This window comes from Comamonas sp. GCA5 (genome assembly GCF_036541385.1).
GTDB lineage: Bacteria > Pseudomonadota > Gammaproteobacteria > Burkholderiales > Burkholderiaceae_C > Comamonas > Comamonas aquatica.
On record NZ_JAZHFR010000056.1, the window covers coordinates 1 to 23,734 of the forward strand.

Sequence of the window (23,734 nt, forward strand, 5' to 3'; positions counted from 1 at the left end):
ACAAAAACATAGCGGCGCTTGTCCTCATCGTGCATCTGGGGCAGGTACTTCACATCTACATGTACATAGCCAGGCTCATACGCCTTGAAGGGTTTGTGCTCGCCCTCAGGCTTGGGCTGTACGGGCAATCTGGAGTGGCCTCGTCTGCGCAGCAAGCGATCCAGCGCCGAGCGGCTCATGGCCGGCTCAATGAACTCTCGCACCACCGCCAATAAGTCATCCAGAGGTAGCCGCAGCTGGCTGCGCAGATAAATAACCAGCTCTTCCTGCCCTGCATTGAGAGTCGTTTGCAGGCGGTGGGCCGTGTGGCTGGCGTCATGCACCGTGGTTCTGCCCCGCCACTTACGCACGGTCCCTATGCCAATGCCGTATTGCTGCGCCAACTCTCGATCAGTACCACTGGCTTGCTGCAATGCCAAACGGGTGGCAGGTGTGGTCGTAGCGTTCTTGTGAAGGCTGATCAGCATGGCAACTCCTTGGCACGGGATTGCCATGTTGCCAGAACTGCTTGCAGTACCTCTCGGCCATGCAGCAACGGACGCTTGTTTTTAAGCAGCCAATCGTCCGGGACCCGACAATTAGGTGATGCAAAAAATAATCATCAAAGCCCCCAGGCCGTGTGCCTGAATACCGCCCGCCACCTCACGGCGACGCCCCTGGGCCAGTGGGGGCATTCCGCGGCCCAGGGGCACTTTGTTTTCATAGCTGTCAGCGCTCACCAGACAAGCGCTGACAGCCTATTTAGCACTTAACGCGCCGTGGTGTCGCTGGCGATGGGGATGTAGAACTCCCCGCCCGTGCGGTTGAACTCCTCGGCCTTGGCCTGCATGCCGGCGGCAATCCCCTGCTCTTCGGCCACGCCCTGCTGCTTGGCAAAGTCGCGCACCTCCTGGGTGATCTTCATGGAGCAGAACTTGGGTCCGCACATGCTGCAGAAGTGGGCGACCTTGGCGCTGTCCTTGGGCAGGGTCTCGTCGTGGAAGGCGCGCGCCGTGTCGGGGTCCAGGCCCAGGTTGAACTGGTCTTCCCAGCGGAAGTCGAAACGCGCTTGCGACAGTGCATCGTCGCGCGAACGCGCACCCGGATGGCCCTTGGCCACATCGGCAGCGTGGGCCGCAATCTTGTACGCAATGATGCCCTGCTTGACGTCGTCGCGGTCAGGCAGGCCCAGGTGCTCCTTGGGCGTGACGTAGCACAGCATGGCCGTGCCAAACCAGCCGATCATGGCCGCGCCGATGGCCGACGCGATGTGGTCGTAGCCGGGGGCGATGTCGATGGTCAGCGGGCCCAGGGTGTAGAACGGCGCCTCGTGGCAGTGCTTGAGCTGCTCGGTCATGTTGGCCTGGATCATGTGCATGGGCACGTGGCCGGGGCCTTCAATCATGGTCTGCACGTCGTGCTTCCAGGCCACTTGCGTCAGCTCGCCCAGGGTCTTGAGTTCGGCGAACTGGGCTTCGTCGTTGGCGTCCGAGGCACAGCCAGGGCGCAGGCCGTCACCCAGGCTGAAGGACACATCGTACTGCTTCATGATGTCGCAGATGTCCTCGAAGTGCTCGTACAGGAAGCTTTCGCGGTGGTGGGCCATGCACCACTTGGCCATGATGGAGCCGCCGCGCGAGACGATGCCGGTGCGGCGCTGGGCCGTGAGGTGGATGTAGGCCAGGCGCACGCCGGCGTGGATGGTGAAGTAGTCCACGCCCTGCTCGGCCTGCTCGACCAGGGTGTCGCGGAAGATCTCCCAGGTCAGGTCTTCGGCAATGCCGCCGACCTTCTCCAGCGCCTGGTAGATGGGCACGGTGCCAATCGGCACGGGCGAGTTGCGCACGATCCAGTCGCGTGTGGTGTGGATGTTCTTGCCGGTGGACAGGTCCATCACGTTGTCCGCCCCCCAGCGGATGGCCCAGACCAGCTTTTCCACCTCTTCTTCGATACTCGAGGTCACGGCCGAATTGCCGATGTTGGCGTTGATCTTGACCTTGAAGTTGCGCCCGATGGCCATGGGCTCGATCTCGGGGTGGTTGATGTTGGCCGGGATGATGGCGCGGCCGCGCGCCACTTCGTCGCGCACGAATTCGGGCGTGATGATCTTGGGAATGGCGGCGCCCAGGCTGTTGCCGGCCAGGCGCAGTTCGCGGGCCGCGTCCTGCTGGTACTGCGCCATCCATTCACGGCGGCCGTTCTCGCGCAGGGCCACGTATTCCATCTCGGGCGTGATGATGCCGCGCTTGGCATAGTGCATCTGGGTCACATTCTGGCCCGATTTGGCACGGCGCGGCTGGCGCTGCAGCGCGGCCGCCTCGGCGCGCAGCTGGGCCACGCGCGCGTCTTCCTCGCCACGCTTGCCACCGTCGTCCAGCGCCACGCGCGGGCGGCCCACGTAGAACTCGCTGTCACCGCGCGCTTCGATCCAGGCACCGCGCACGCTGGCCAGGCCCTGGCGCACGTCGATATGGGCGGTGGGGTCGGTGTAGGGGCCCGAGGTGTCGTAGACGCTGACCTGCTCGCCGTTGGTCAGCGCGATGTCGCGCACCGGCACGCGCAGATCCGGGTGGATGGCTCCGCTCAGGTAGCTTTTGGTGGATGCCGGAAATGGCTGGCGCGACTGGGCCAGCAGGTCGGCGAAACGGGCGGCATCGGGGGCATTGCCGGCGGCGGGCGTAAAGATGGCATCGGGGGCGTTCATTGCGGTCTCCAAAAAGCGTGTGAAGTTCATCAAACGCTCCGTGGAGTGCTGGGCCGCTCTGATGGCGTGGGAGATGGCTAGCGCCATCCACCTTCGCCTGCTCCTGGCTCCAGCCCTGGCATTGCTCCCACAATGCCTGACCGACGCCACCGGAATCGACCGATTCCGACCAAGGCTGACACGCCCGGTGTTCCATCCCCAAAAGACAAAACCCCAGTGCGCGAGGCGCCTGGGGTTTGCTGTGCCTGGGGATGGTGGGCACCTGCCTGGCCTTGCAAAAGCCCATGTGCCTGTCCATTCCTGGCCCTGCTTCAGGGTCCCGCTCTTCTTCCGCCGGTATGAACCGGATCAAGTTCGTCGGGTTCGCTGGCCACTGTTTTCACAGTGGTTCGCATCTCAGCGCTTTCGCACACCCCGGAGCAGCCGTGAGTATAGGCGCATCTGCGCCGGCGCAGGACACCGGGCAAACGCCTAGGCTTTCAGCACCAAAACCGACTCCAGCGCTTGCTAGGCATTCGCTGGCAGCTATCAATGCTGAAAATCAGACCACGATGGCACTGGCCGATCCGACCTGCTTGCGCAGCTCGAACTTCTGGATCTTGCCCGTGCTGGTCTTCGGCAGTTCGCCAAACACCACCGCGCGCGGCACCTTGTAGCCGGCCAGGTGCTGCTTGCAGTGGGCCACGATGTCGGCCTCGCTGACCTGGGCGCCCGGCTTGATTTCCAGGAAGGCACACGGTGTCTCGCCCCACTTGGGGTCGGGCTTGGCCACCACCGCCGCCGCCAGCACGGCGGGGTGGCGGTAGAGCACGTCTTCGACCTCGATCGAGGAGATGTTCTCGCCGCCGGAGATGATGATGTCCTTGCTGCGGTCCTTGATCTGGATGTAGCCATCGGGGTACTGCACGGCCAGATCGCCGCTGTGGAACCAGCCACCGCGGAAGGCATCGTCCGTGGCGCTGGGGTTCTTGAGGTAGCCCTTCATGGCGATGTTGCCGCGGAACATGATCTCGCCCATGGTCTCGCCATCCTGGGGCACGGGCTGCAGGGTCTCGGGGTCCATGACCCGCACTTCGCGCTGCAGGTGGTAGCGCACGCCCTGGCGGGCATTGAGGCGGGCACGCTCGCCAATGTCGAGCTGGTCCCAGCGCGCATGCTTGGCGCAGACGGTGGCGGGGCCGTAGGTTTCGGTCAGGCCATAGACGTGGGTCAGGTCGAACCCCATGGCCTCCATGCCTTCGATCATCGAGGCCGGGGGCGCGGCACCGGCCACCATGGCCTTCACCCCGGCAGGGATGCCCTCTTTCAGCTCGGCCGGCGCATTCACCAGCAGGGATTGCACGATGGGCGCGCCACAGTAGTGGGTGACGCCGTGCTCGCGCATGGCGTCAAAGATGGCCTTGGCCTCGACCCGGCGCAGGCAGACATTGACCCCGGCGCGGGCCGCCACGGTCCAGGGGAAGCACCAGCCATTGCAGTGGAACATGGGCAAGGTCCACAGGTAGACGCTGTGCTTGGGCATGTCCCACTCCAGCACGTTGCTGATGGCGTTGATGGCCGCACCGCGGTGGTGGTAGACCACGCCTTTGGGGTTGCCGGTGGTGCCGCTGGTGTAGTTGAGGGCAATCGCATCCCACTCGTCCTCGGGCAGCTCCCAGGCATAGGCGGCATCGCCCTGGGCCACAAAGTCCTCGTAGCGGATGCTGCCGACCTGCACGGCGGCCTCGCCGTACAGGGCATCGTCCACCTGGATCACCAGGATGGGTTGGGTGCGTTCGCGCAGCTGCAGGGCCTTCGCGATCACCGGCGCGAACTCGGGGTCCACGATCAAGGCCTTGGCTTCGCCGTGGTCCAGCATGAAGGCCAGGGCCTCGGCATCCAGGCGCGTGTTCAAGGTGTTCAGCACCGCCCCGGCCATGGGCACGCCAAAGTGGGCTTCCACCATGGGCGGCGTATTCGGCAGGATCACGGCCACGGTGTCGTTCTTGCCAATCCCGGCCTGGCGCAGGCTGCTGGCCAGCTGCCGGCAACGCGCATAGGTCTGCGCCCAGGTCTGGCGCAAGTCGCCGTGGATGATGGCCAGGCGCTCGGGATAGACGCTGGCGGTGCGCTCCAGAAAGCTCAGCGGGGTCAGCGCTGCAAAGTTGGCGGCATTGCGATCCAGGTGTTGGTCGAAGGTGCTGGTCATGGCTGTTGTCTCCCTGTGGGTTGTGATTTTTGACGTGGCCGTATGTTGGCATACCGCCGGCCGCACGCATGCTAAGCGTGGACCCCCAGGGTCCGCAAGTCACTTGACAAACCGGCAACGGCCCTAGGTTTGATGCGGCGCAATGTCACAAATTTCAGTATCCAGTGAAATGGGATTGCCATCTGGACTGGGTCTAAGCCAAGTCATCCATGGGAACACCCTGTGTGCATCCTGAGGTCGCACCGCCAGACGGAGCAGATGGCCACGGTCCGCTCGATCCGAGTTGTCCCTGCCTTTGAAAACGACAAGTGCTTTGGAGCCACACATGAAACTCAAACTGCGCCCCCTCGTTGCTGCTGCCATGACCGTTGCAGCCCTGGCATCCGCCGCCACCTGGGCGATGTCCCCCAACAACGAGCCAATCTCTCCCCTGGTCGCCCACAAGGTGACCAACCCCGCGATGGTGGAACTGGGCAAGAAGCTGTGGTTCGATCCACGCCTGTCCAAGTCCGGCTTCATTTCGTGCAACTCCTGCCACAACCTGTCCATGGGCGGCAGCGACAACCTGAAGACCTCGATCGGCCACAACTGGGCCGAAGGCCCCATCAATTCGCCCACAGTGCTGAACTCCAGCTTGAACGTGGCCCAGTTCTGGGATGGCCGTGCCGCCAACCTGAAGGAACAAGCCGGCGGTCCGATTGCCAACCCCATGGAGATGGCGTTCACCCACGAACTGGCGGTGGACATGCTGAACTCCATCCCCGGCTACCTGGGCGAGTTCAAGCAGGTGTTCAAGAAGGACAAGATCGACATCGACCAGGTGACCGATGCGATCTCCGCCTTCGAAGAAACCCTGGTGACCCCCAACTCGCGCTTTGACAAGTGGCTCAAGGGCGACCAGAAGGCACTGAGCAAGGACGAGCTGGAAGGCTACAAGCTGTTCCGCGACAGCGGCTGCGTGGCCTGCCACAACGGCACGGCCGTGGGCGGCAACTCCTTCCAGCGCATGGGCGTGGTCGAAGCCTACAAGACCAACAACCCCGCCGAAGGCCGCGTGGCAGTGACCGGCACCGATGCCGATCGCTTCAACTTCAAGGTCCCCACCCTACGCAACGTCGAGCTGACCTACCCCTACTTCCACGACGGTGCGGCGGACACACTGAGCGAAGCCGTGGACACCATGGGCCGCATTCAGCTGGGCAAGAAGTTCACGCCCCAGGAAAACGCCAAGATCGTGGCCTTCCTGAAGACCCTGACCGGCGATCAGCCCCAGCTGACCATGCCCATCCTGCCGCCCTCCAGCGACAAGACCCCGCGCCCCCAGCCTTTCGCTAAAAAGTAAGAACGCTTGGTCCTCGGGACTTTGCGCTGACTTTTGAGCGCGCATTCATCCGCCAAGGTGCTGCAGCGCCTTGTGCGGATGTCGCTTCTTCAGGTTCTCACCACCCACCGACATGACAGCCCAGCCTCTTTCCACCTCCCACACCACCACCCCACACGCCCTGGAAGCCCGGCTGCGCAGCGCGGACATCCAGCCAACACGCCAGCGCATGGCGATTGCCCAGGTGCTGCTGCATGCCCCCGTGCACCTGGCGGCCGACGACATCCTGGCCGCAGCACGCAAGCTGCTGCCCAGCCTGTCCCGGGCCACCGTCTACAACACCTTGCCGCTGTTTGTCGAAAAAGGCCTGCTGCGTGCCTTGCGCCTGGATCCCGAGCGCACGGTCTACGACTCCCGCACCGACACGCACTCGCACATTTACCACGAAGACACGGGGACCCTGGAAGACCTGCCGGCAGAAATGCTGCAGTGGCCCAGCATTCCCGACATTCCCGCACACCTGGAGCTGGTCGGTCTGGATCTCATCGTGCGTGTCCGCCAGAAAACCGTGCACCCCCAGCCCCAGTGACGCCATTTTTCCGGGTCAATGACTGACATCCCGGGTGGGGTATTTGCAAAAACACCAATGACAAATCTTGCCATTCAATAATTACAGAAATCTATTAATTATTTAAAGATCAACCACTTAAAACAAAAATACACCTCTCAAAGAATGCCTTTTATCACCAAAAGAAAACATGTTTTATATAAGACATCTTTTACGAAAAAATGGCCTTTCTGCTGACAGACTGCCATTTCGTTCCTACAATTCATCCCATCGCCACACACAGTGCGGCGAGACAAACAAATGAGGAATGCTCTGGGACTCACCAGAGCGGAGGAGGCCAGGCCTGCATCACCGATGCAGGCCTTTTTTCTTGGACCACATAAAAAAACTCCACCCAGCGCCCTGGGCGCACTGGATGGAGTTTTTCAAGGGTGCGCGACGTCGAGAATCAGCCCGTGTTGCGCAAGCCGGCCGCTATCCCGTTGATCGAGATATGGATGCCGTTTTTCAGGCGTTCGTCCACCTGGCCGGCACGCCAGCGCCGCACCAGCTCCACCTGCAGGTGGTGCAGCGGGTCAATATACGGAAACCGGTGGCGAATCGAACGTGCCAACGCCGGGTTGCTGGCCAAACGATCCTTTTCTTCCGTGATGCGCGCCAAGGCATCGGTGGTGCGCAGCCACTCGGCCTCGATGCTGGAGAAGATGCGCTTGCGCAGGCGGGCGTCGGTCACCAGCTCGCTGTAGCGCGATGCCAGGGCCAGATCGCTTTTGGCGATGACCATGTCCATGTTCGACAGCAGCGTGCGGAAAAACGGCCACTGGCGGTACATTTTTTGCAGCAATGCCAGCTGACGGCGTGGATCCGCCCCCTCCAGCTGCACAAAGGCCTCCACCGCAGAACCAAAGCCATACCAGCCTGGCAAGGTCAAGCGGCACTGCCCCCAGCTGAACCCCCAGGGGATGGCACGCAGATCTTCAATCGCCTGCGTGGCTTTGCGTGACGCCGGGCGTGAGCCGATGTTGAGTTCGGCAATCTCCCGGATGGGTGTGGAGCCGAAGAAGTAGTCGGCAAACCCCGGGGTCTCGTACACCAGCTTGCGATAGGCCGCCATGCTGGCCTGGGACAGCTGCTCTGCCGCCTGCAGATAGGCCTTGGTGGCCGGCTTGGTGGGCTGCAGCAACGTGGCCTCCAGCGTGGCGGCAACCAGGGTCTCCAAGTTGCGCCGGCCGATCTCCGGATTCGCATACTTGGAGGCAATCACCTCGCCCTGCTCGGTCAGACGGATCTGGCCGCGCACGGTGCCCGGGGGCTGCGCCAGGATGGCCTGGTAGCTGGGGCCACCGCCCCGGCCCACCGTGCCGCCACGGCCATGGAACATGCGCAGCCGCAAGCCATGCTGCTGGCCCAGTTGATCGAACAGCTCCACCAGCGCCAGCTCGGCCTGGTACAGCTCCCAGTTGCTGGTGAAAATGCCGCCATCCTTGTTGCTGTCGCTGTAACCCAGCATGATGTCCTGCACGCCGCCCGAACGCTGCAGCAGCGCGGCCACACCGGGGATGGCGTAGTAGGCCTGCATGATGTCGGCAGCGGCACGCAGATCACCGATGGTCTCAAACAAGGGCACGACGATCAGATCCAGTCGGGCATCCGGCTGGTCCAGGCAGCCCTGCAGCAGGCCCACCTCTTTTTGCAGCAGCAGCACTTCCAACAGGTCGCTGACCGTTTCGGTGTGGCTGATGATGTAGTGGATGATGGCATCCCGCCCGTAACGGGCACGCATCTCCTTGGCCGCCTCGAAAATCGCCAGTTCGCTGCAGGCCAACTCCGAATACTGGCCGGCCACCACGCGCAGTGGCCGTGGCTCCTGCAACAAGCGCTGCAGCAACGCGCACTTGTGGGCCTCATCCAGCTGCGCATAGTTGGCGTCGACCTGGGCCACCGCCAGCAGCTCCGCCACCACCGCCTCGTGCTTGTCCGAGCTTTGGCGCAAATCCACCGTCGACAGACAGAAACCGAACACCTTCACCGCGCGGATCAAGGGATTCAGGCGCTGCGCGGCCAGGCTCTCGCCGTGGTGGGCACGCAGGGAATCGCCAATCACCAGCAGATCGTTGAGCAGTTCCTCTGCCTGCACATACGGGTTCTGCGGTGCCACGGCATGGCGGGCCGCTTGCCCCCCGGTCAGGTGTTCCAGCGTTGCGGCCAGGCGCGCATAAATACCGGTCAAGGCACGGCGATAAGGCTCGTCCTGGCGGTGTGGATTGCTGTCCGGGGATGCATTCGCCAGTGCCCGCATCGCTGCCGACACATCCACCAGGCGCGCCGACATGGACAGCTCGGCCCCCAGGTAGTGCACCTCGGTCAGGTAGTGGCGCAGCACCACTTCGCTTTGGCGGCACAGCGCCAGCTTCAGTGTGTCGGCCGTGACATTCGGGTTGCCATCGCGATCCCCGCCAATCCACTGCCCCATGCGCAGGAAGCTGTGGATGGAACGCCCTTCCAGCGCATCCTCCAGCGCGGCATAGATCCTGGGCACTTCGCGCAGAAAGGTGGCCTCGTAATAGCTCAAGGCGTTTTCGATTTCATCGGCCACCGTGAGCTTGGAATACCGCAGCAAGCGCGTCATCCACAGCTGCGCCACGCGGGCACGCAACATGGACTCATTGCTGGCCAGTTCACGCGGCGTGAGTGCGTCCTTGGCGCTGTTGAACAGCTGGGCACGGGCCTGGATGTCATCGCGCTCCACCAGCAGGCGGGCGATGTCGTGCTCGGCCTGCAAGATGCTCTGCCGCTGCACCTCTGTGGGGTGGGCCGTCAGCACCGGGGAGACATAGGCCTGAGCCAGGGTCTGCGCGATCTCATCGGGCGTGATGCCGGCCCAGCGCAGGCGCGACAGGGCCACCTCGACGCTGCCTTCCTGCGTATTGCCGGCACGCTCGTGCACCGCCCGGCGACGGATGTGGTGGCGATCCTCAGCCAGGTTCGCCAGATGAGAAAAGTAGGTGAAGGCACGGATCACACTGACCGTCTGATCCGTGCTCAGCCCCTTGAGCAGCTTCTTCAGCGCCTTGTCGGCCTCATGGTCGTGGTCGCGGCGAAAGGCCACCGACAACTGACGCACCTGCTCGATCAGCTCGTAGACCGCCACCCCTTCCTGCTCGCGAATGATGTCGCCCAGAATGCGCCCCAGCAGACGGATGTCCTCGATCAGCGGCAGATCCTTGTCATGCTTGCGTGCCGCCCTGGCCTGCAAAGAAGCAGCGTTTTGATCTTGGTCGTTCTTTCGCGCAGCAAGCTTTTTCATGAATACTCCCACCGGTTTCTATGGCAACTTGCCATGCTAGCATCCCCCGCTGATCCGAAGGCACACGCCAAACCACTGAAGTCATGACCCTCGCCACACCCCTCCCCCCGCTTGTCATCGCCACCCGTGAGAGCCGCCTGGCGCTGTGGCAGGCCGAACATGTCAAGGCCTTGCTGCAAGCACAGGGACACCAGGTGCAGCTGCTGGGCATGACCACCAAGGGTGACCAGATCCTGGACCGCACCCTGTCCAAGGTCGGTGGCAAGGGGCTGTTCGTCAAGGAACTGGAAGTGGCCCTGGAAGAAGGCAGCGCCCACATCGCCGTGCACTCGCTCAAGGACGTGCCCATGGACATGCCGGATGGCTTTGCCCTGGCCTGCGTGATGGAGCGCGAAGACCCCCGTGACGCCTTCGTGTCACCCCGTTACGCCGACCTGGACGCCCTGCCCCAGGGCGCTGTCGTCGGCACATCCAGCCTGCGCCGCCAGGTGCTGCTGCAGGCGCTGCGCCCCGACCTGAAGATCGAACCCTTGCGCGGCAACCTCGACACCCGCCTGCGCAAGCTGGACGAAGGCCAGTACGACGCCATCGTCCTCGCCGCGGCGGGCCTGAAGCGCCTGGGCATGACCGACCGCATCCGCAGCATCTTCGAACCCACCGCCATGCTGCCCGCCGCGGGCCAGGGCGCCCTGGGCATCGAGATTCGCACCGACCGCCAAGACCTGGCGCAGGCGCTGGCACCGCTGGTCCACCTGCCAACCTGGCTGCGCGTGGCCGCCGAACGTGCCGTCAGCCGCGGCATGGGGGGCAGCTGCTCTGTCCCCCTTGCTGCCCACGCCGTGCTGGACGCAGGCCTGATGCGCCTGGATGCCGCCTGGGGCGACCCCGAAGGCATCCTGCCCCTGGTGCAGGTGCAACAGACAGCCCCAGTTTCCACGCTGGAACAGGCCGAGGCCCTGGGTACGGACGTGGCACGCCGCCTGCAGGCGGGTGGTGCCAAGGTCTGCTCCAACGCCTAGCACTGCCGGATGCTGCCGCTGCTCGTTGTCACCCGTCCACAACCGGACGCCACGCTGTGGGCACAGCAGCTGCAGGCGGCAGGCGTGCCCAGCCACTGCCTGCCCCTGATGGAGATCGGTCCCAGCCGCAGCCCCGCGGCCCAGGCGGCGCTGGCCTGCGCACTGCAACAGCTGGACACCTACAACGCCCTGATGTTCGTCAGCGGCAATGCCGTGCGCTATTTTGCCGACCAGCTGCAGACCACACACCGTGCCTGGCCTGCCCAGGCGCGCATCTGGACACCCGGCCCCGGCACCACCAAGGCCTTGCTGGCCGCCGGCGTACCCCTGTCACAGATCGACCAGCCTGCGGCCGATGCCGCGCAGTTTGACTCGGAGTCCTTGTGGGCCCAGATCCAGACCCAGGTCCGCGCCGGCCAGCGCGTGCTGATCGTGCGCGGTGGCGACGGGCAGGATGCAGCGGGCCGTGGCCGCGTCTGGCTGACCGAGCAGTTGCAGCGCCAAGGCGTGCAGGTTGACTTTGCCCCGGTGTATGAGCGCCACCCCCCCGCCGATGGCACGGGCTTGCTGCAGGACATTGCCGCGTTGCGCGCGCAGAATGCCCTATGGCTGTTCAGCAGCTCCGAATCTGTGCAACATTTGCGATGGAGCAACCCCGCCTGGTCCTGGCAAGCACACACCGCCCTGGCCACCCATCCGCGGATTGCCGAGCAAGCGCGCGACGCGGGTTTCGGCACCGTGATCGACACACCGCCCACCGTGCAAGGCATTGTGGCCTCGATAAAATCATTGCATGACCTCCCCTGACAGCGCCCCCATTGCCTCGCAGGCCGTACCGTTTGAAAAACCCGGCGTCCCCCACGCCGCCACGCCGACTTGGGCGTGGCTGTCCCTGGTGGTCGGCGCCACCGGCCTGGGCTGCAGCCTGATGCTCTGGCAGAAAGTCGATGGCATGCAGGAACAGCTGGCCCGGCAGACGGCCGAGGCCACCACCCAGGCCGTCGAGGCCCGCGCCCTGGCGCGGGAGTCGCAGGACCTGGTGCGGGATGCCAGCGCCAAGCTGTCGGTGATGGAAGCCCGTGTGAACGAGGTCAGCCTGCAGCGCGGCCAGTTGGACACGCTGGTGCAAAACCTCACCCGCTCGCGCGACGAAACCCTGGTGGTGGATCTGGAGTCGGCCATCCGCATGGCCCAGCAACAGGCCCAACTGACGGGGAGCACGGAGCCCTTGGTGGCAGCCCTGCACCACAGCATCAAGCGCCTGGAGCGCTCCACCCAGCCACGCCTGATCACTGTGCAGCAAGCCATGGAACGGGACCTGGAGCGCCTGTCCCGAACCGCAGTCACCGACACCGCCAGCCTACTGGCCCGCCTGGACGACGTGGTGCGCCTGGTCGATGACCTGCACGTGCAAAACAGCGCCCCCCTGCAGGACACCCAGCGGCAACCCGAGCGCAAGGCGCCACAGCCGCAGGCCGCGCAAGATGCCACCCTCACCCCCGCGCAGTGGGCGTGGTGGAGCAACTGGGGCCACAGAATCTGGCAGGGCACGCTTGATGAAGCCCGCGATCTGCTGCGCGTCAGCCGCATCGAGCACGCCGACGCCATGCTGATGGCGCCCGAGCAAGCCTTCTTCCTGCGCGAGAACCTCAAGTTCAAGCTGCTGAACGCCCGCCTGGCCGTGCTGGCGCGCCAGTTCGATGCGGCCCGCGCCGACATCGGTGCGGCCCAGGCCTCGCTGAACAAGTACTTCGAGGTCGGATCGCGCCGCACCCACCAGGCCCAATCGGTCCTGGCCCAGCTGCAGACGCATTTGCAAGCCACCCAACAACCGTCGCTGGAAGACACGCTGACCGCGCTGTCCACCGCAGCGACCGGGCTGTAAGCGCGCGAAAGGACTTCCACCATGATGCGCGCAGCACTTTGGTTTGTCGGCCTGTTCGCCGTGGCCGTCGCACTGGCTTTGTTCGCTGGCAACAACCAGGGCATGGTCAGCCTGTTCTGGCACCCGTACCGGGTGGACCTGTCGCTCAACATGGTGCTGCTGCTGCTGTTCACCGTGTTCGCCCTGGCCTATGCGGCCTTGCGGGCCTTCTCGGCCCTGGTCATGCTGCCCCACCAAGCCAAGCGCTGGCGCCAGCAGCAAAAGGAACGCAACCTCTACCAGGCGCTGGTGGCCAGTTTCTCGCACCTGCAAGCGGGCCGCTATGTGCGGGCGCGCAAGTCGGCGCAGACCCTGCTCAAGCTCAGCGACGAGCTGCGCCACGAGGACGCGCACTTCGCCCAGGACAGCCACCTGCGGGCAATCGCCCACATGCTGGCCGCCGACAGCGCCCATGCCCTGCGCGATGTGGCGGCGCGCGACAGCCATTACGAGCAGGCGCTGGACGATGTGCCGCTCAACGGCAGCCTGCAGCAGCAGGAAATCCGCGAAGGCGCCCAGATGCGTGCCGCGCGCTGGGCCCTGGATGACCGCGATCCCCAGGAAGCCCTGCAGCGCCTGGAGCAGCTGCCCCCCGGCGCCAGCCGCCGCACCATGGCCTTGCGCATCCAGCTGAAGGCCAGCCGCCTGGCACACGCCACGCACTCCGCCCTGGAAACCGCCCGCCTGCTGGCCAAGCACGGCGGCCTGTCCCCGGAAGCGGCCGCCAGCATCATCCGCGGCCTGGTGATCGAACAGATCCAGCACACCCACGATGCCGAGCAACTGCAACAGACTTGGCGCAGCCTGCACCCGGCCGACCGCGACGCGCCCGACATCGCCCTGGCCGCCGCGCGCAAGCTGGTGGAGCTGCAAGGCGACGCCCAGCAAGCGCGCAGCTGGCTGCTGCCGGTGCTGGAGCAGTTCATCCAAGCACCCCAGTCCCTGACCAGCACGCAGACCCTGCGCCTGTTCACCGTCCTGCCGCAGGCGCTGGACGGGCTGGACGCCACCTGGCTGGCCCGGCTGGAAACGGCCCACCGCGCCGCACCGCAGGAGCCCCGGCTGCAATACCTGGCCGGCATGGCCTGCATGGAGCAGCAGTTGTGGGGCAAGGGCGAGCAATTGCTGCAAGGCGCGGTCCAGCGCCTGGACGACGCCGCACTGCGCGCGCGAGCCTGGACGGCCCTGGCCGTTGTGGCCGAACAGCGCGAGGACAGCCAGGCCGCGGCCCAGGCCTGGCGCCAGGCGGCCTTGCAAAACCAGCAATAACCATAGCTGCCAGCGCTTGCTGCACCTGCGTCCAACGCCAATTTGGCTGCAAACAATGCCCTACCCCACCCATCGCTGGGTTGGGTCGGTAAAATCACCCTCAATCCGTCCTTTCAGCTAACAGCTCACCGACGGCATCCCGCACGCTGGATGCCGTTTTCATTTGCGAATCCGCCATGAGTGAATCCATTGCCCAGCCGGGCCTGAACAGCCTGTCCAAATCCTTTGAACCTGCCGCGCTGGAAGCCCACTGGGGCCCCGAGTGGGAAAAGCGCGGTTATGGCAACGCAGGCTACCGCGGCACGGGCGCGCCCAGTGCCGAGGCCACCGCGGCAGGCCACAACTTCGCCATCCAGCTGCCCCCACCCAATGTGACCGGCACGCTGCACATGGGCCACGCGTTCAACCAGACCATCATGGACTCGCTGACGCGCTACCACCGCATGAAGGGCTACAACACGGCCTGGATCCCCGGCACCGACCACGCCGGCATCGCCACCCAGATCGTGGTGGAGCGCCAACTGCAGACCCAGGGCGTGAGCCGCTATGACCTGGGCCGCGACGCCTTCACCCAGAAGATCTGGGAGTGGAAGGAAAAGTCCGGCAACACCATCACCACGCAGATGCGCCGCATGGGCGACACCGTGGACTGGAGCCGCGAGTACTTCACCATGGACGACAAGCTGTCCCAGGTGGTGACCGAGACCTTCGTCAAGCTGTACCAGCAAGGCCTGATCTACCGCGGCAAGCGCCTGGTCAACTGGGACCCGGTGCTGCAGTCGGCCGTGTCCGATCTGGAAGTCGAGAACCAGGAAAAGGACGGTTCGCTCTGGCACATCGCCTACCCGCTGACCAGCGGTGAAGGCCAGCTGGTGGTGGCCACCACCCGCCCCGAAACCATGCTGGGCGACGTGGCTGTGATGGTCCACCCCGAAGACGAGCGCTACCAGCACCTGATCGGCCAGACCGTGACGCTGCCCCTGGTGGGCCGCGAAATCCCGATCATTGCCGACGACTACGTGGACCGCGAGTTCGGCACCGGCGTGGTGAAGGTCACGCCCGCGCACGACCCCAACGACTACCAGGTCGGCCAACGCCACAAGCTGCCCATGATCTGCGTGCTGACGCTGACCGCCACCATCAACGACGAAGCGCCCGAGAAGTACCGCGGCATGGACCGCTTCGTAGCCCGCAAGGCCATCGTCGCCGACCTGGAAGCCCTGGGCCTGCTGGTCGAGACCAAGAAGCACAAGCTGATGGTGCCGATCTGCGACCGGACCGGCCAGGTGATTGAGCCCATGCTGACCGACCAGTGGTTCATCGCCATGAGCAAGGTCAGCGACCAGGACCCCACCGGCAAGAGCATTGCGCAAAAGGCCATCGATGCCGTGGCCTCCGGCGAAGTGCAGTTCGTGCCCGAGAACTGGGTCAACACCTACAACCAGTGGATGAACAACATCCAGGACTGGTGCATCTCGCGCCAGCTGTGGTGGGGCCACCAGATTCCGGCCTGGTATGACGAAGAAGGCAATCTCTACGTCGCCAAGAACGAAGCCGAAGCCCAGGCCCAGGCCCCCGGCAAGACCCTCACACGCGACCCGGATGTGCTGGACACCTGGTACTCGTCCGCCATGGTGCCGTTCTCCACCATGGGCTGGCCCGGCCAGACCGACGCTGCCGATGACGACTACAACCTGTACCTGCCCTCCTCGGTGCTGGTGACGGGCTACGACATCATCTTCTTCTGGGTGGCCCGGATGATCATGATGACCACGCACTTCACCGGTCGCGTGCCGTTCAAGCATGTCTACATCCACGGCCTGGTGCGCGATGCCCAGGGCAAGAAGATGTCCAAGTCCGAAGGCAATGTGCTGGACCCGGTCGACCTGATCGACGGGATTGCGCTGGAGCCCCTGCTGGACAAGCGCACCACCGGCCTGCGCAAGCCCGAGACCGCGCCCCAGGTGCGCAAGAACACGCAAAAGGAATTCCCCGAAGGCATTCCCGCCTACGGTGCCGACGCGCTGCGCTTCACCTTTGCCGCCCTGGCCTCGCTGGGTCGCTCCATCAACTTCGACAGCAAGCGCTGCGAGGGCTACCGCAACTTCTGCAACAAGCTGTGGAACGCCAGCCGCTTTGTGCTGATGAACTGCGAAGGCTACGACTGCGGCTTGCAGGACCACACCGCCGCCGACTGTGCCGGTGGCTACCTGCAATTCAGCCAGCCTGACCGCTGGATCGTGTCGCAACTGCAAAAGGTCGAGGCCGAAGTGGCCAAGGGCTTTGCCGAGTACCGCCTGGACAACGTGGCCAACGCCATCTACGACTTTGTCTGGAACGAGTTCTGCGACTGGTACCTGGAAATCGCCAAGGTGCAGATCCAGACCGGCAACGCGGCCCAGCAGCGCGCCACGCGCCGCACGCTGATCCGCACGCTGGAGACCATCCTGCGCCTGGCCCACCCCATCATCCCCTTCGTCACCGAAGAGCTGTGGCAGAAGGTGGCGCCCGTGGCTGGCCGTGCGGGCGACTCCATCGCCGTGGTGGCCTACCCCGAGGCCCAGCCCGAAAAGATCGACGAAGCCGCGATCGCCTACGTGGGCCGCATCAAGCAGATGGTCGACGCCTGCCGCACCCTGCGCGGCGAGATGGGGGTCTCCCCCGCCCAGCGCCTGCCGCTGCTGGCCCTGGGCGACAGCGCCGAAGCCGCCGACTTCCTGCGCGCCAATGCCGACGTGCTGAAGAACCTGGCCAAGCTCAGCGAGGTCAAGGTCTTCGACCACGAAGCCACCTGGCAGGCCGAAGCCCAGTCCGCCCCCGTGTCCGTGGTGGGTGATGCCCGCCTGGCGCTGTTCGTGGAAATCGACGTGGCCGCCGAGAAGGCCCGCCTGTCGAAGGAAGCCCTGCGCCTGGAAGGTGAAATCGCCAAGGCCAACGGCAAGCTGAGCAACGAAGCCTTCTGCGCCAAGGCCCCCGCCGCCGTGCTGGAACAGGAAAAGAAACGCGTGGCGGAATTTGGCGCCACACTGGCCCGCATTCAGGAGCAGCTGGCCCGCCTGGGCTGATATGCTTTCTCGCTGAGCAACCCAAGGCGCAGGCAACTGCGCCTTTTTGCCATCCAGAACTCGAAAAGGAATTTGCATGTCCCACCCCACCCGCGTCCGCAAAGCCGTGTTCCCCGTGGCCGGCCTGGGCACCCGCTTTCTGCCGGCCACCAAGGCTTCGCCCAAGGAAATGCTGCCCGTGGTGGACAAGCCGCTGATCCAGTACGCCGTGGAAGAAGCCTATGAGGCCGGCATCCGCGACATGATCTTCGTCACCGGCCGCAGCAAGCGCGCCATCGAAGACCACTTCGACACTGCTTACGAGCTGGAGAACGAGCTGGAGAACGCCGGCAAGCACGCCATGCTGGACCTGGTGCGCAGCATTGCCCCGGCCGACATGAACTGCCTGTTCGTGCGCCAGCCTCGCAGCCTGGGCCTGGGCCACGCCGTGCTGTGTGCCGAGCCCCTGGTGGGCCAGGAGGCCTTTGCCGTCATCCTGGCCGACGACCTGATGCGCGGCACCCAAGGCGGCCCGGGCGTGATGAAGCAGATGGTGGATGCGTTTGCCAAGCAGGGCCGCTCGCTGCTGGCCGTGCAGGAGGTGCCGCTGGAGCACACCAAGCGCTACGGCATCGTCAAGGGCGAGCCGGCCGGTGGCCCGCTGCTGCGCATCGACGAGATCGTGGAAAAGCCTGCTCCTGAGAAGGCCCCTTCGCGCATGGGCGTGGCTGGTCGCTATGTGCTGACGCCGCGCATCTTTGAGGAAATCCGCAACCAGCCCCAGGGCGTGGGTGGCGAGATCCAGCTGACCGATGCCATCGAGCGCCTGATGGCGCACGAGACCGTCTACGCCTTCCAGTACGCGGGCAAGCGCTACGACTGCGGCAGCAAGGAAGGTTTTCTGGAAGCCACGGTGGAGCTGGCCCTGCAGCACCCCGGCGTGGGCGCGCATTTCCGCGAGTACTTGAAAAACCTGAGCATCTGACGCGCGACCATCCTGCGCTTCCAATACAAAAGGCCTGCAAATGCAGGCCTTTTGTGCGCTAACAGCTATGCAATTTCAAGATCGCATCAGCGGCGGCGCAGGATGTGGATGTACTCGCCGCCCACCGTGTCTTGCTGCACCAGCTCGTTGCCGGTCTGCTTGGCAAAGGCCTGGAAGTCGCGCAGCGAACCGTTGTCGGTGGCCACCACCTTGAGCAACTGGCCGCTGACCATCTCCGCCAGTGCCTTCTTGGCCTTCAGGATGGGCAAGGGGCAGTTCAGACCCCGGGTGTCGATTTCCTTGTGGATGTCCATGGCGTGTGTTCCTGTAACAAGCGGTCATTGTAGGCAGCCGCAGCGCGCAGCGCCGCAACTGTGGTTTTGACTCACCATTGCGGGGGCAGCACGAAGCGCTCGTCGTGGCTCCAGTGCTGCAGGGGCCACTTGGCCGGGTCCGGCTCGGGCGACTGGTTGGGCCTGAACGCGCCAAACTGCGGCTCCAGCCCCTTGCTGCGCACCCAGTGCGCCAAAGCGTAGCCTGTGCCCGATGGCCAGCAACGCGCCTCCTGCGGCGTTTTCCATTGGTACTCCACCAGTTCCGGCGAAAGCTTGACCTCGCCATCCACGCGCACGTGGTAGGCAATCAGCACCTGGTTCATGCGCAGGAATTCCCACGAACCCAGGATGCGCAGCGCCTTGACGCGCAGGCTGGTTTCTTCCAGCACCTCGCGGCAAATGCCGGCCTCGGGCGACTCGCCCGCCTCCATGAAGCCGGTGATCAGGCCGAACATGCCCTCCTGCCACAGCGCATTCCGCGCCAGCAGCACCTGCCCGTCATCGTTTTCCACCACGGCCGCCAGCACCGGCGTCGGGTTGCCCCAGTGCGTCCAGTCGCACGCCGGGCAGCGCAGCCGCTCCTTCAGTCCCCCATCCTCCTGCTGCGCCACCCGCTGCAGGGTGGTGGCACAACTGGGGCAAAAACGCATTTCATGGCTCATCAGGCCCTACCTTCCGTGCACACAGAGCAAAAAAAGGCCGCTGGGATGCGGCCTGGGTGCCGGTTCGCCGCTCAGGCGGGGAACACACCCGTCGACAGATAGCGATCGCCGCGGTCGCAGACGATGAACACAATGGTGGCATTGCGCTCACGCTTGGCAATCTCCTGCGCGACCCAGCAGGCCCCGGCGGCCGAGATGCCGGCAAAGATGCCTTCCGCGCGCGCCATGCGGCGGCACATGTCCTCGGCGTCGTCCTGGCTCACGTAGACCAGCTCGTCCACCAGGGAGGCGTCGTAGATCTTGGGCAGGTACTCCTCGGGCCACTTGCGGATGCCGGGAATGCGCGAACCTTCCGAAGGCTGGGCACCGATGATCTTGACGTTGGGGTTCTTTTCCTTGAGGAACTTGGCCACGCCGGTGATGGTGCCGGTCGTGCCCATGGCGCTGACGAAGTGCGTCACCTCGCCAAAGGTCTGCGCCCAGATCTCGGGGCCCGTGGTCTCGTAGTGCGCGCGCGGGTTGTCTTGATTGGCAAACTGGTCCAGCACCACGCCCTTGCCCTGGGCCACCATCTGGTCGGCCAGGTCGCGCGCATATTCCATGCCGCCGCTCTTGGGCGTCAGGATCAGCTCGGCCCCGTAGGCCTTCATGGTCTGGGCGCGTTCGATCGACAAGTCCTCGGGCATGATCAGCACCATGCGGTAGCCCTTGATGGCCGCCGCCATGGCCAGGGCAATGCCGGTGTTGCCCGACGTGGCCTCGATCAGCGTGTCGCCGGGCCGGATCTCGCCGCGCTCCTGCGCGCGCTGGATCATGGACAGCGCGGGGCGGTCCTTCACCGAACCGGCCGGGTTGTTCCCTTCCAGCTTGCCCAACACCACATTTCCACGCTCTGCATTTGCGGCTGCCTCGATGCGCTGCAAGGCCACCAGCGGGGTGGAACCAATGGCAGCTTCGATGGAGAGATATTTGTTTTGCATTCCATAAATGTGCCATAATTCGCGTCTGCGCTGATGACGCCCGGGTGGTGAAATTGGTAGACGCAGGGGACTCAAAATCCCCCGCCGCAAGGCGTGCCGGTTCGATTCCGGCCCCGGGCACCACAACACAGTTTGTATGCCACGTCATCACGCACATCCAGAATTACCGCGAGGTGGAGCAGTCTGGTAGCTCGTTGGGCTCATAACCCAAAGGTCGTTGGTTCAAATCCAGCCCTCGCAACCACCCCCCAAAAGGCTTGACGCATTGCGCCAGGCCTTTTTTATTGCGACCTTCAGTGGAAGCTTGGGCATCTCCCGGCTTGCCACTGGCCGTCCATGCCCTGTCACACCCCGCCAAACAGCAGGGCCACTTCGCCAAATGCGCAGGCGCACAGCACCCACCAAAAACCCTCTCCGCGCTGGGCTTACCCCTCAGAGAACTCCAGCCCCTGGCGGCCCGAACTGGCTGCAACCTTGGACATGCTTGGATTGCCGTGCCACATAAGGGCACGGGGCTAGCTACCCGATGGCGTCCGTCTGCTGCGCCGCAGAGGCATTCAGCGCCGCAAGCAAGGCCTGATCATGGGGGTTGAGGGCAACCTCCACCCGATTGCGCCCAGCTGCCTTGCCACGGTACAAGGCGGCATCGGCTTCGCGCATTGCGCCGTCCAGGGCCTGGACCCCCACGAAGGCGGGCGACACCCCCACCGTGATCGTGCAGCGCAGCGGCTGATCACTGCCATCGGCCGGAATGGCCTGGCGCTCCATCGCCCCACGCAAGCGCTCCGCCAGATGCACCACGCCCACCGCATCGGCATCCAGGCAGATGGCCGCAAACTCTTCCCCCCCAATCCGGCCGGCCAGATCACCCCGGCGCACGGTGGCCTGCAACACCTGCGCCACATGGCACAAGACCGCATCACCTGCCTGGTGGCCGTAGGTGTCGTTGATGTGCTTGAAATGATCGACGTCGATCAGCAACAGATGCGCAGCCCCTGCATGGCGGGCATTGAAGTGCTGCTTCAGCGCATCGGTCAATCCCCGGCGATTGAGCAGCTGTGTCATCGGGTCCCGCGCCGCCTGGTGGCGCAGCTCATCGGTCAACCGCCGCAGCACCAGCCAGACGATGGACGGCGGCAGCACCGTGGCCAGAAAGGACATGTAGATGTAGAACACCAGCTGGAAATTGGCGTCCATCTGCAGCGCCACCAGTCCGCCCTGCAGCAGCTTGAGGAACTTGATGGCATTGAGCAGGCTAATGCCGCTGATCAAGGCCGCAAAAAACACCATCTCCGCGTACAAATCCTTGGCAAAGGTGCGCACCCCATAGACCACGGTACTGGCCATGACCAAGAACAGCAGGGCTGACATGCCAGACAGCATGGCATAGCGCGCCACCGGCCCCAAGCTCCACTGCACCAGCACCTGCAGACTGGTGTAGGCCACGACCACGGCAAGCAACGGTCGCCACAAGGGTACGGCATGTCCAAAAAACGCATGGCCCCCAGCCAGAACACCACGGGCGACGCGAGCGTGAACGTATGGTTGACCACGCTCATCACGCTCCAGGCCGGCCCGCCCTCCAGCAGTTGCAGCACATAGGCCAGTCCCAGCAGCAGGTTGCCCACGGCGAAAAAGTCCATGCCCATCGTCTTGCCGTGCAAGCGCTTGCTGATGAGCAGAAACATCACGGCAAAGCACAACAGGTGTGCGCACAGCATGCCAACGAGAATGGTTGCAACCATGGGGATGGAAAGAATGTAGACAGAGGTGCTGCACGGCAGCACCACAGCTGTGCCGCGCCCCACCACAGGCCGCGCAGCCATGCCGCCAACGACGCACGCAGTCCGCGGGCTTTCGTAACAGAACGGGTGAGTGTAATGACCTACACCTGGATTGCCAGCCCGGCTGGCGCTGCCAAGGGAGATGGCAGCGCCCAGGGCCTGGAACTGGAGCCACGCCCGCGGGGCTGGCCCCCTGAGCACACCGACCTTGCGCTGATGCCACCTTTGCACAACCCAAGGCCGCGACCTCTACCGCCCGTGTCACGCGCCGAGGCTTGCAAGCCATACCCACACGCCGCACGGCGTGCCCCACGGACACGCCCTCGCGTGCACAACAGCGCCACCACGGCCAGCTTAAGCACCTGACCCGCCAAACTCTGACAGACCAAGAATCGCTGCGCATCCCAGCCCAGGCGAAGCCCGGCGGTGACGACGCCCGTACTGCTGCGCATCCGCCGTGCGCAAAGGAACACGCCTTTCTCAAAACCAGGTTGCGCCACGACCGGCCATGGGTCCGGCTACCGCGGCGCCCCCGCCAATGGGCCACAGCGTCTGTATGGGTGGGGTGCAGCAACCCGGTCCATGGCAGCACCAAGCCAACGACAACGGCGACCCACAAGAAGCAGCGAAGCCTGCGCGCCCTGGGCCGTGCGCCTGAATCCATTCCACCAAAACCCTGCCCGCAGTAGTTGCAAAAACGGGGTGGCGCGGGGTCGCAAGACAGCGGGGGCTGGCTTGTTTAATAATTGCCACCTCAATCATTGATCAATCAAGTATTGACACGACAAGTGGACAAGCAACCCGACCTCATCGTCGATCCGGACGACACGGCCACCTTCTTCTACCAAAGTGGCACCTACACCCCGGACCAGAGCATCGGCTTTCTGATGCGCCGCGTGCTCAGCTCCATCCTGCAGGCGGCCGATGCCCAGCTGGCCGAGCAGGGCCTGACCTATGTGCAATGGCTGCCGCTGTACAAGCTGCTGCTGTGCGCCGACACCAACAGCAGCACACTGGCCAAGGACTTGGGCATGGACCCGGCCTCGGTAACGCGGGCGCTGGACCGCATCGAGGCCAAGGGCCTGCTGCGCCGCGAGCGCTCCACCACCGACCGGCGCGTGGTGCACCTGGTGCTGACCGATGCCGGCCGCCGTGTGGCCACCCAGGTGCCCCAGGTGCTGACACGGGTGCTCAACGGCCACCTGCAAGGCTTCAGCCATGCCGAATGCACGCTGATGCTGAGCCTGCTGCAGCGCATGCTGGCCAACGGCGATGCCCTGCGCGACGCCTGGAACCCATCCAAGGAGGTCCGCCCCGACCCCAGCCCCTGATCCTGCGTGCGACACCGCGCCGCACGCCGCAGCGTGTTCTGCCCCCATTTCAATAAAAACCACAGGCACTTTTCATGACGTTTTTCACCCTTCGCACACCCGTGGTGCGCCCTGCCCTGGGTGCGGCCACCGCCCTGGCGGCAGCCCTGGTCCTGGCGGGCTGCGCCTCCCAAGGTCCGGCCCACACCCCGTTGACCACCCTGGCTGCCACCGATCTGGGACTGGACGCGCCCACCGCCGCTCCGGCCGACGCCGCGGCGCTGACCACGCCCACCTGGTGGACCGCCCTGGGCGACGCCCAGCTGGACCAGCTGGTCGCCCAGGCCCTGGCGGG

General features: G+C 64.6%; 16 protein-coding genes, 2 tRNA genes, 2 pseudogenes and 1 riboswitch. Of the genes and pseudogenes, 12 read left to right on the top strand and 8 right to left on the bottom strand.

Annotated elements, in window-relative coordinates; all coding sequences use genetic code 11:
- The 3 genes from SJH88_RS13045 to SJH88_RS13055 form a co-directional block, all read right to left on the bottom strand.
- Positions 1-467, bottom strand: a 467-nt coding sequence (locus SJH88_RS13045) for a transposase family protein (RefSeq protein WP_479680504.1), incomplete at its 3' end; no start/stop codon positions are given.
- Positions 468-748: 281 nt separating this feature from the next.
- Positions 749-2,683 carry a phosphomethylpyrimidine synthase ThiC gene (gene thiC, locus SJH88_RS13050; protein WP_274754724.1) on the bottom strand — a complete coding sequence of 645 codons (1,935 nt, stop codon included), beginning with the start codon at positions 2,681-2,683 and terminating at the stop codon, positions 749-751.
- A gap of 308 nt (positions 2,684-2,991) precedes the next feature.
- A riboswitch (TPP riboswitch) is annotated at positions 2,992-3,110 on the bottom strand.
- A gap of 114 nt (positions 3,111-3,224) precedes the next feature.
- Positions 3,225-4,871 carry an acyl-CoA synthetase gene (locus tag SJH88_RS13055; protein ID WP_274754725.1) on the bottom strand — a complete coding sequence of 549 codons (1,647 nt, stop codon included), beginning with the start codon at positions 4,869-4,871 and terminating at the stop codon, positions 3,225-3,227.
- A 325-nt stretch (positions 4,872-5,196) separates the two neighbouring features.
- Between SJH88_RS13055 and SJH88_RS13060 the strand changes: the two genes are divergently transcribed.
- The gene (locus SJH88_RS13060; protein ID WP_274754726.1) at positions 5,197-6,213 is read left to right on the top strand and encodes a cytochrome-c peroxidase; all 1,017 of its coding nucleotides are present in this window, start codon (positions 5,197-5,199) and stop codon (positions 6,211-6,213) included.
- Positions 6,214-6,325: 112 nt separating this feature from the next.
- Positions 6,326-6,781 (top strand): Fur family transcriptional regulator, encoded by a 456-nt coding sequence (locus tag SJH88_RS13065; RefSeq protein WP_274754727.1) that lies wholly within the window; start codon positions 6,326-6,328, stop codon positions 6,779-6,781.
- A 427-nt stretch (positions 6,782-7,208) separates the two neighbouring features.
- Here SJH88_RS13065 and ppc read toward each other — a convergent pair whose 3' ends face one another.
- Entirely contained in the window at positions 7,209-10,067 is a 2,859-nt protein-coding gene (ppc, locus tag SJH88_RS13070) for a phosphoenolpyruvate carboxylase (protein WP_274754728.1), read from the bottom strand.
- 83 nt (positions 10,068-10,150) lie between these two features.
- Here ppc and hemC point away from each other — a divergent pair, with 83 nt between their 5' ends.
- The 6 genes from hemC to galU all read left to right on the top strand — a co-directional run bounded on the left by hemC (position 10,151) and on the right by galU (position 18,308).
- Positions 10,151-11,086: a hydroxymethylbilane synthase gene (gene hemC, locus SJH88_RS13075; RefSeq protein WP_043386980.1), complete on the top strand. Its 936-nt coding sequence runs from the start codon at positions 10,151-10,153 to the stop codon at positions 11,084-11,086.
- 9 nt (positions 11,087-11,095) lie between these two features.
- Positions 11,096-11,893: a uroporphyrinogen-III synthase gene (locus SJH88_RS13080; protein WP_043386981.1), complete on the top strand. Its 798-nt coding sequence runs from the start codon at positions 11,096-11,098 to the stop codon at positions 11,891-11,893.
- Entirely contained in the window at positions 11,880-12,971 is a 1,092-nt protein-coding gene (locus SJH88_RS13085) for a uroporphyrinogen-III C-methyltransferase (protein ID WP_043386988.1), read from the top strand. Before SJH88_RS13080 ends, SJH88_RS13085 begins: the two co-directional genes overlap by 14 nt.
- A 24-nt stretch (positions 12,972-12,995) precedes the next feature.
- Positions 12,996-14,279: a heme biosynthesis protein HemY gene (locus SJH88_RS13090; RefSeq protein WP_274754732.1), complete on the top strand. Its 1,284-nt coding sequence runs from the start codon at positions 12,996-12,998 to the stop codon at positions 14,277-14,279.
- Between the two features lie 176 nt (positions 14,280-14,455).
- Complete coding sequence (locus SJH88_RS13095) at positions 14,456-17,344, top strand: valine--tRNA ligase (protein WP_274754729.1); 2,889 nt, start codon at positions 14,456-14,458, stop codon at positions 17,342-17,344.
- A 76-nt stretch (positions 17,345-17,420) separates the two neighbouring features.
- Positions 17,421-18,308, top strand: coding sequence for a UTP--glucose-1-phosphate uridylyltransferase GalU (gene galU, locus SJH88_RS13100; RefSeq protein WP_274754730.1), 888 nt, complete (start codon positions 17,421-17,423; stop codon positions 18,306-18,308).
- A gap of 86 nt (positions 18,309-18,394) precedes the next feature.
- On the opposite strand, the gene SJH88_RS13105 is transcribed toward galU, so the two are convergent.
- The 3 genes from SJH88_RS13105 to cysM form a co-directional block, all read right to left on the bottom strand.
- Positions 18,395-18,622 (bottom strand): sulfurtransferase TusA family protein, encoded by a 228-nt coding sequence (locus SJH88_RS13105; RefSeq protein WP_042413925.1) that lies wholly within the window; start codon positions 18,620-18,622, stop codon positions 18,395-18,397.
- A gap of 71 nt (positions 18,623-18,693) precedes the next feature.
- Positions 18,694-19,305, bottom strand: coding sequence for an NUDIX domain-containing protein (locus SJH88_RS13110; RefSeq protein WP_045267151.1), 612 nt, complete (start codon positions 19,303-19,305; stop codon positions 18,694-18,696).
- Between the two features lie 71 nt (positions 19,306-19,376).
- Positions 19,377-20,285, bottom strand: coding sequence for a cysteine synthase CysM (gene cysM, locus SJH88_RS13115; protein WP_274754731.1), 909 nt, complete (start codon positions 20,283-20,285; stop codon positions 19,377-19,379).
- 38 nt (positions 20,286-20,323) lie between these two features.
- On the opposite strand from cysM, the gene SJH88_RS13120 reads away from it, so the two are divergent.
- Positions 20,324-20,408, top strand: a tRNA-Leu gene (locus SJH88_RS13120).
- Positions 20,409-20,452: 44 nt separating this feature from the next.
- A tRNA-Met gene (locus tag SJH88_RS13125) sits at positions 20,453-20,529 on the top strand.
- A gap of 275 nt (positions 20,530-20,804) precedes the next feature.
- On the opposite strand, the pseudogene SJH88_RS13130 reads toward SJH88_RS13125, so the two are convergent.
- Positions 20,805-22,030: pseudogene (locus SJH88_RS13130) on the bottom strand (GGDEF domain-containing protein).
- A gap of 827 nt (positions 22,031-22,857) precedes the next feature.
- Between SJH88_RS13130 and SJH88_RS13135 the strand changes: the two are divergent.
- Positions 22,858-23,400 carry a MarR family winged helix-turn-helix transcriptional regulator gene (locus SJH88_RS13135; RefSeq protein WP_420921741.1) on the top strand — a complete coding sequence of 181 codons (543 nt, stop codon included), beginning with the start codon at positions 22,858-22,860 and terminating at the stop codon, positions 23,398-23,400.
- Positions 23,401-23,474: 74 nt separating this feature from the next.
- Positions 23,475-23,734 (top strand): annotated as a pseudogene (locus SJH88_RS13140) (hypothetical protein); the annotation flags it as partial.

Excerpts from the sequence above, each read along its gene's own strand:
- SJH88_RS13060 (WP_274754726.1), top strand. The coding sequence starts at position 5,197 with ATGAAACTCAAACTGCGCCCCCTCGTTGCTGCTGCCATGACCGTTGCA.
- cysM (WP_274754731.1), bottom strand. The coding sequence starts at position 20,285 with ATGCAAAACAAATATCTCTCCATCGAAGCTGCCATTGGTTCCACCCCG.
- SJH88_RS13095 (WP_274754729.1), top strand. The coding sequence starts at position 14,456 with ATGAGTGAATCCATTGCCCAGCCGGGCCTGAACAGCCTGTCCAAATCC.
- ppc (WP_274754728.1), bottom strand. The coding sequence starts at position 10,067 with ATGAAAAAGCTTGCTGCGCGAAAGAACGACCAAGATCAAAACGCTGCT.
- SJH88_RS13065 (WP_274754727.1), top strand. The coding sequence starts at position 6,326 with ATGACAGCCCAGCCTCTTTCCACCTCCCACACCACCACCCCACACGCC.
- SJH88_RS13085 (WP_043386988.1), top strand. The coding sequence starts at position 11,880 with ATGACCTCCCCTGACAGCGCCCCCATTGCCTCGCAGGCCGTACCGTTT.
- SJH88_RS13080 (WP_043386981.1), top strand. The coding sequence starts at position 11,096 with ATGCTGCCGCTGCTCGTTGTCACCCGTCCACAACCGGACGCCACGCTG.
- SJH88_RS13090 (WP_274754732.1), top strand. The coding sequence starts at position 12,996 with ATGCGCGCAGCACTTTGGTTTGTCGGCCTGTTCGCCGTGGCCGTCGCA.
- thiC (WP_274754724.1), bottom strand. The coding sequence starts at position 2,683 with ATGAACGCCCCCGATGCCATCTTTACGCCCGCCGCCGGCAATGCCCCC.
- hemC (WP_043386980.1), top strand. The coding sequence starts at position 10,151 with ATGACCCTCGCCACACCCCTCCCCCCGCTTGTCATCGCCACCCGTGAG.
- SJH88_RS13055 (WP_274754725.1), bottom strand. The coding sequence starts at position 4,871 with ATGACCAGCACCTTCGACCAACACCTGGATCGCAATGCCGCCAACTTT.
- SJH88_RS13105 (WP_042413925.1), bottom strand. The coding sequence starts at position 18,622 with ATGGACATCCACAAGGAAATCGACACCCGGGGTCTGAACTGCCCCTTG.
- SJH88_RS13110 (WP_045267151.1), bottom strand. The coding sequence starts at position 19,305 with ATGAGCCATGAAATGCGTTTTTGCCCCAGTTGTGCCACCACCCTGCAG.
- galU (WP_274754730.1), top strand. The coding sequence starts at position 17,421 with ATGTCCCACCCCACCCGCGTCCGCAAAGCCGTGTTCCCCGTGGCCGGC.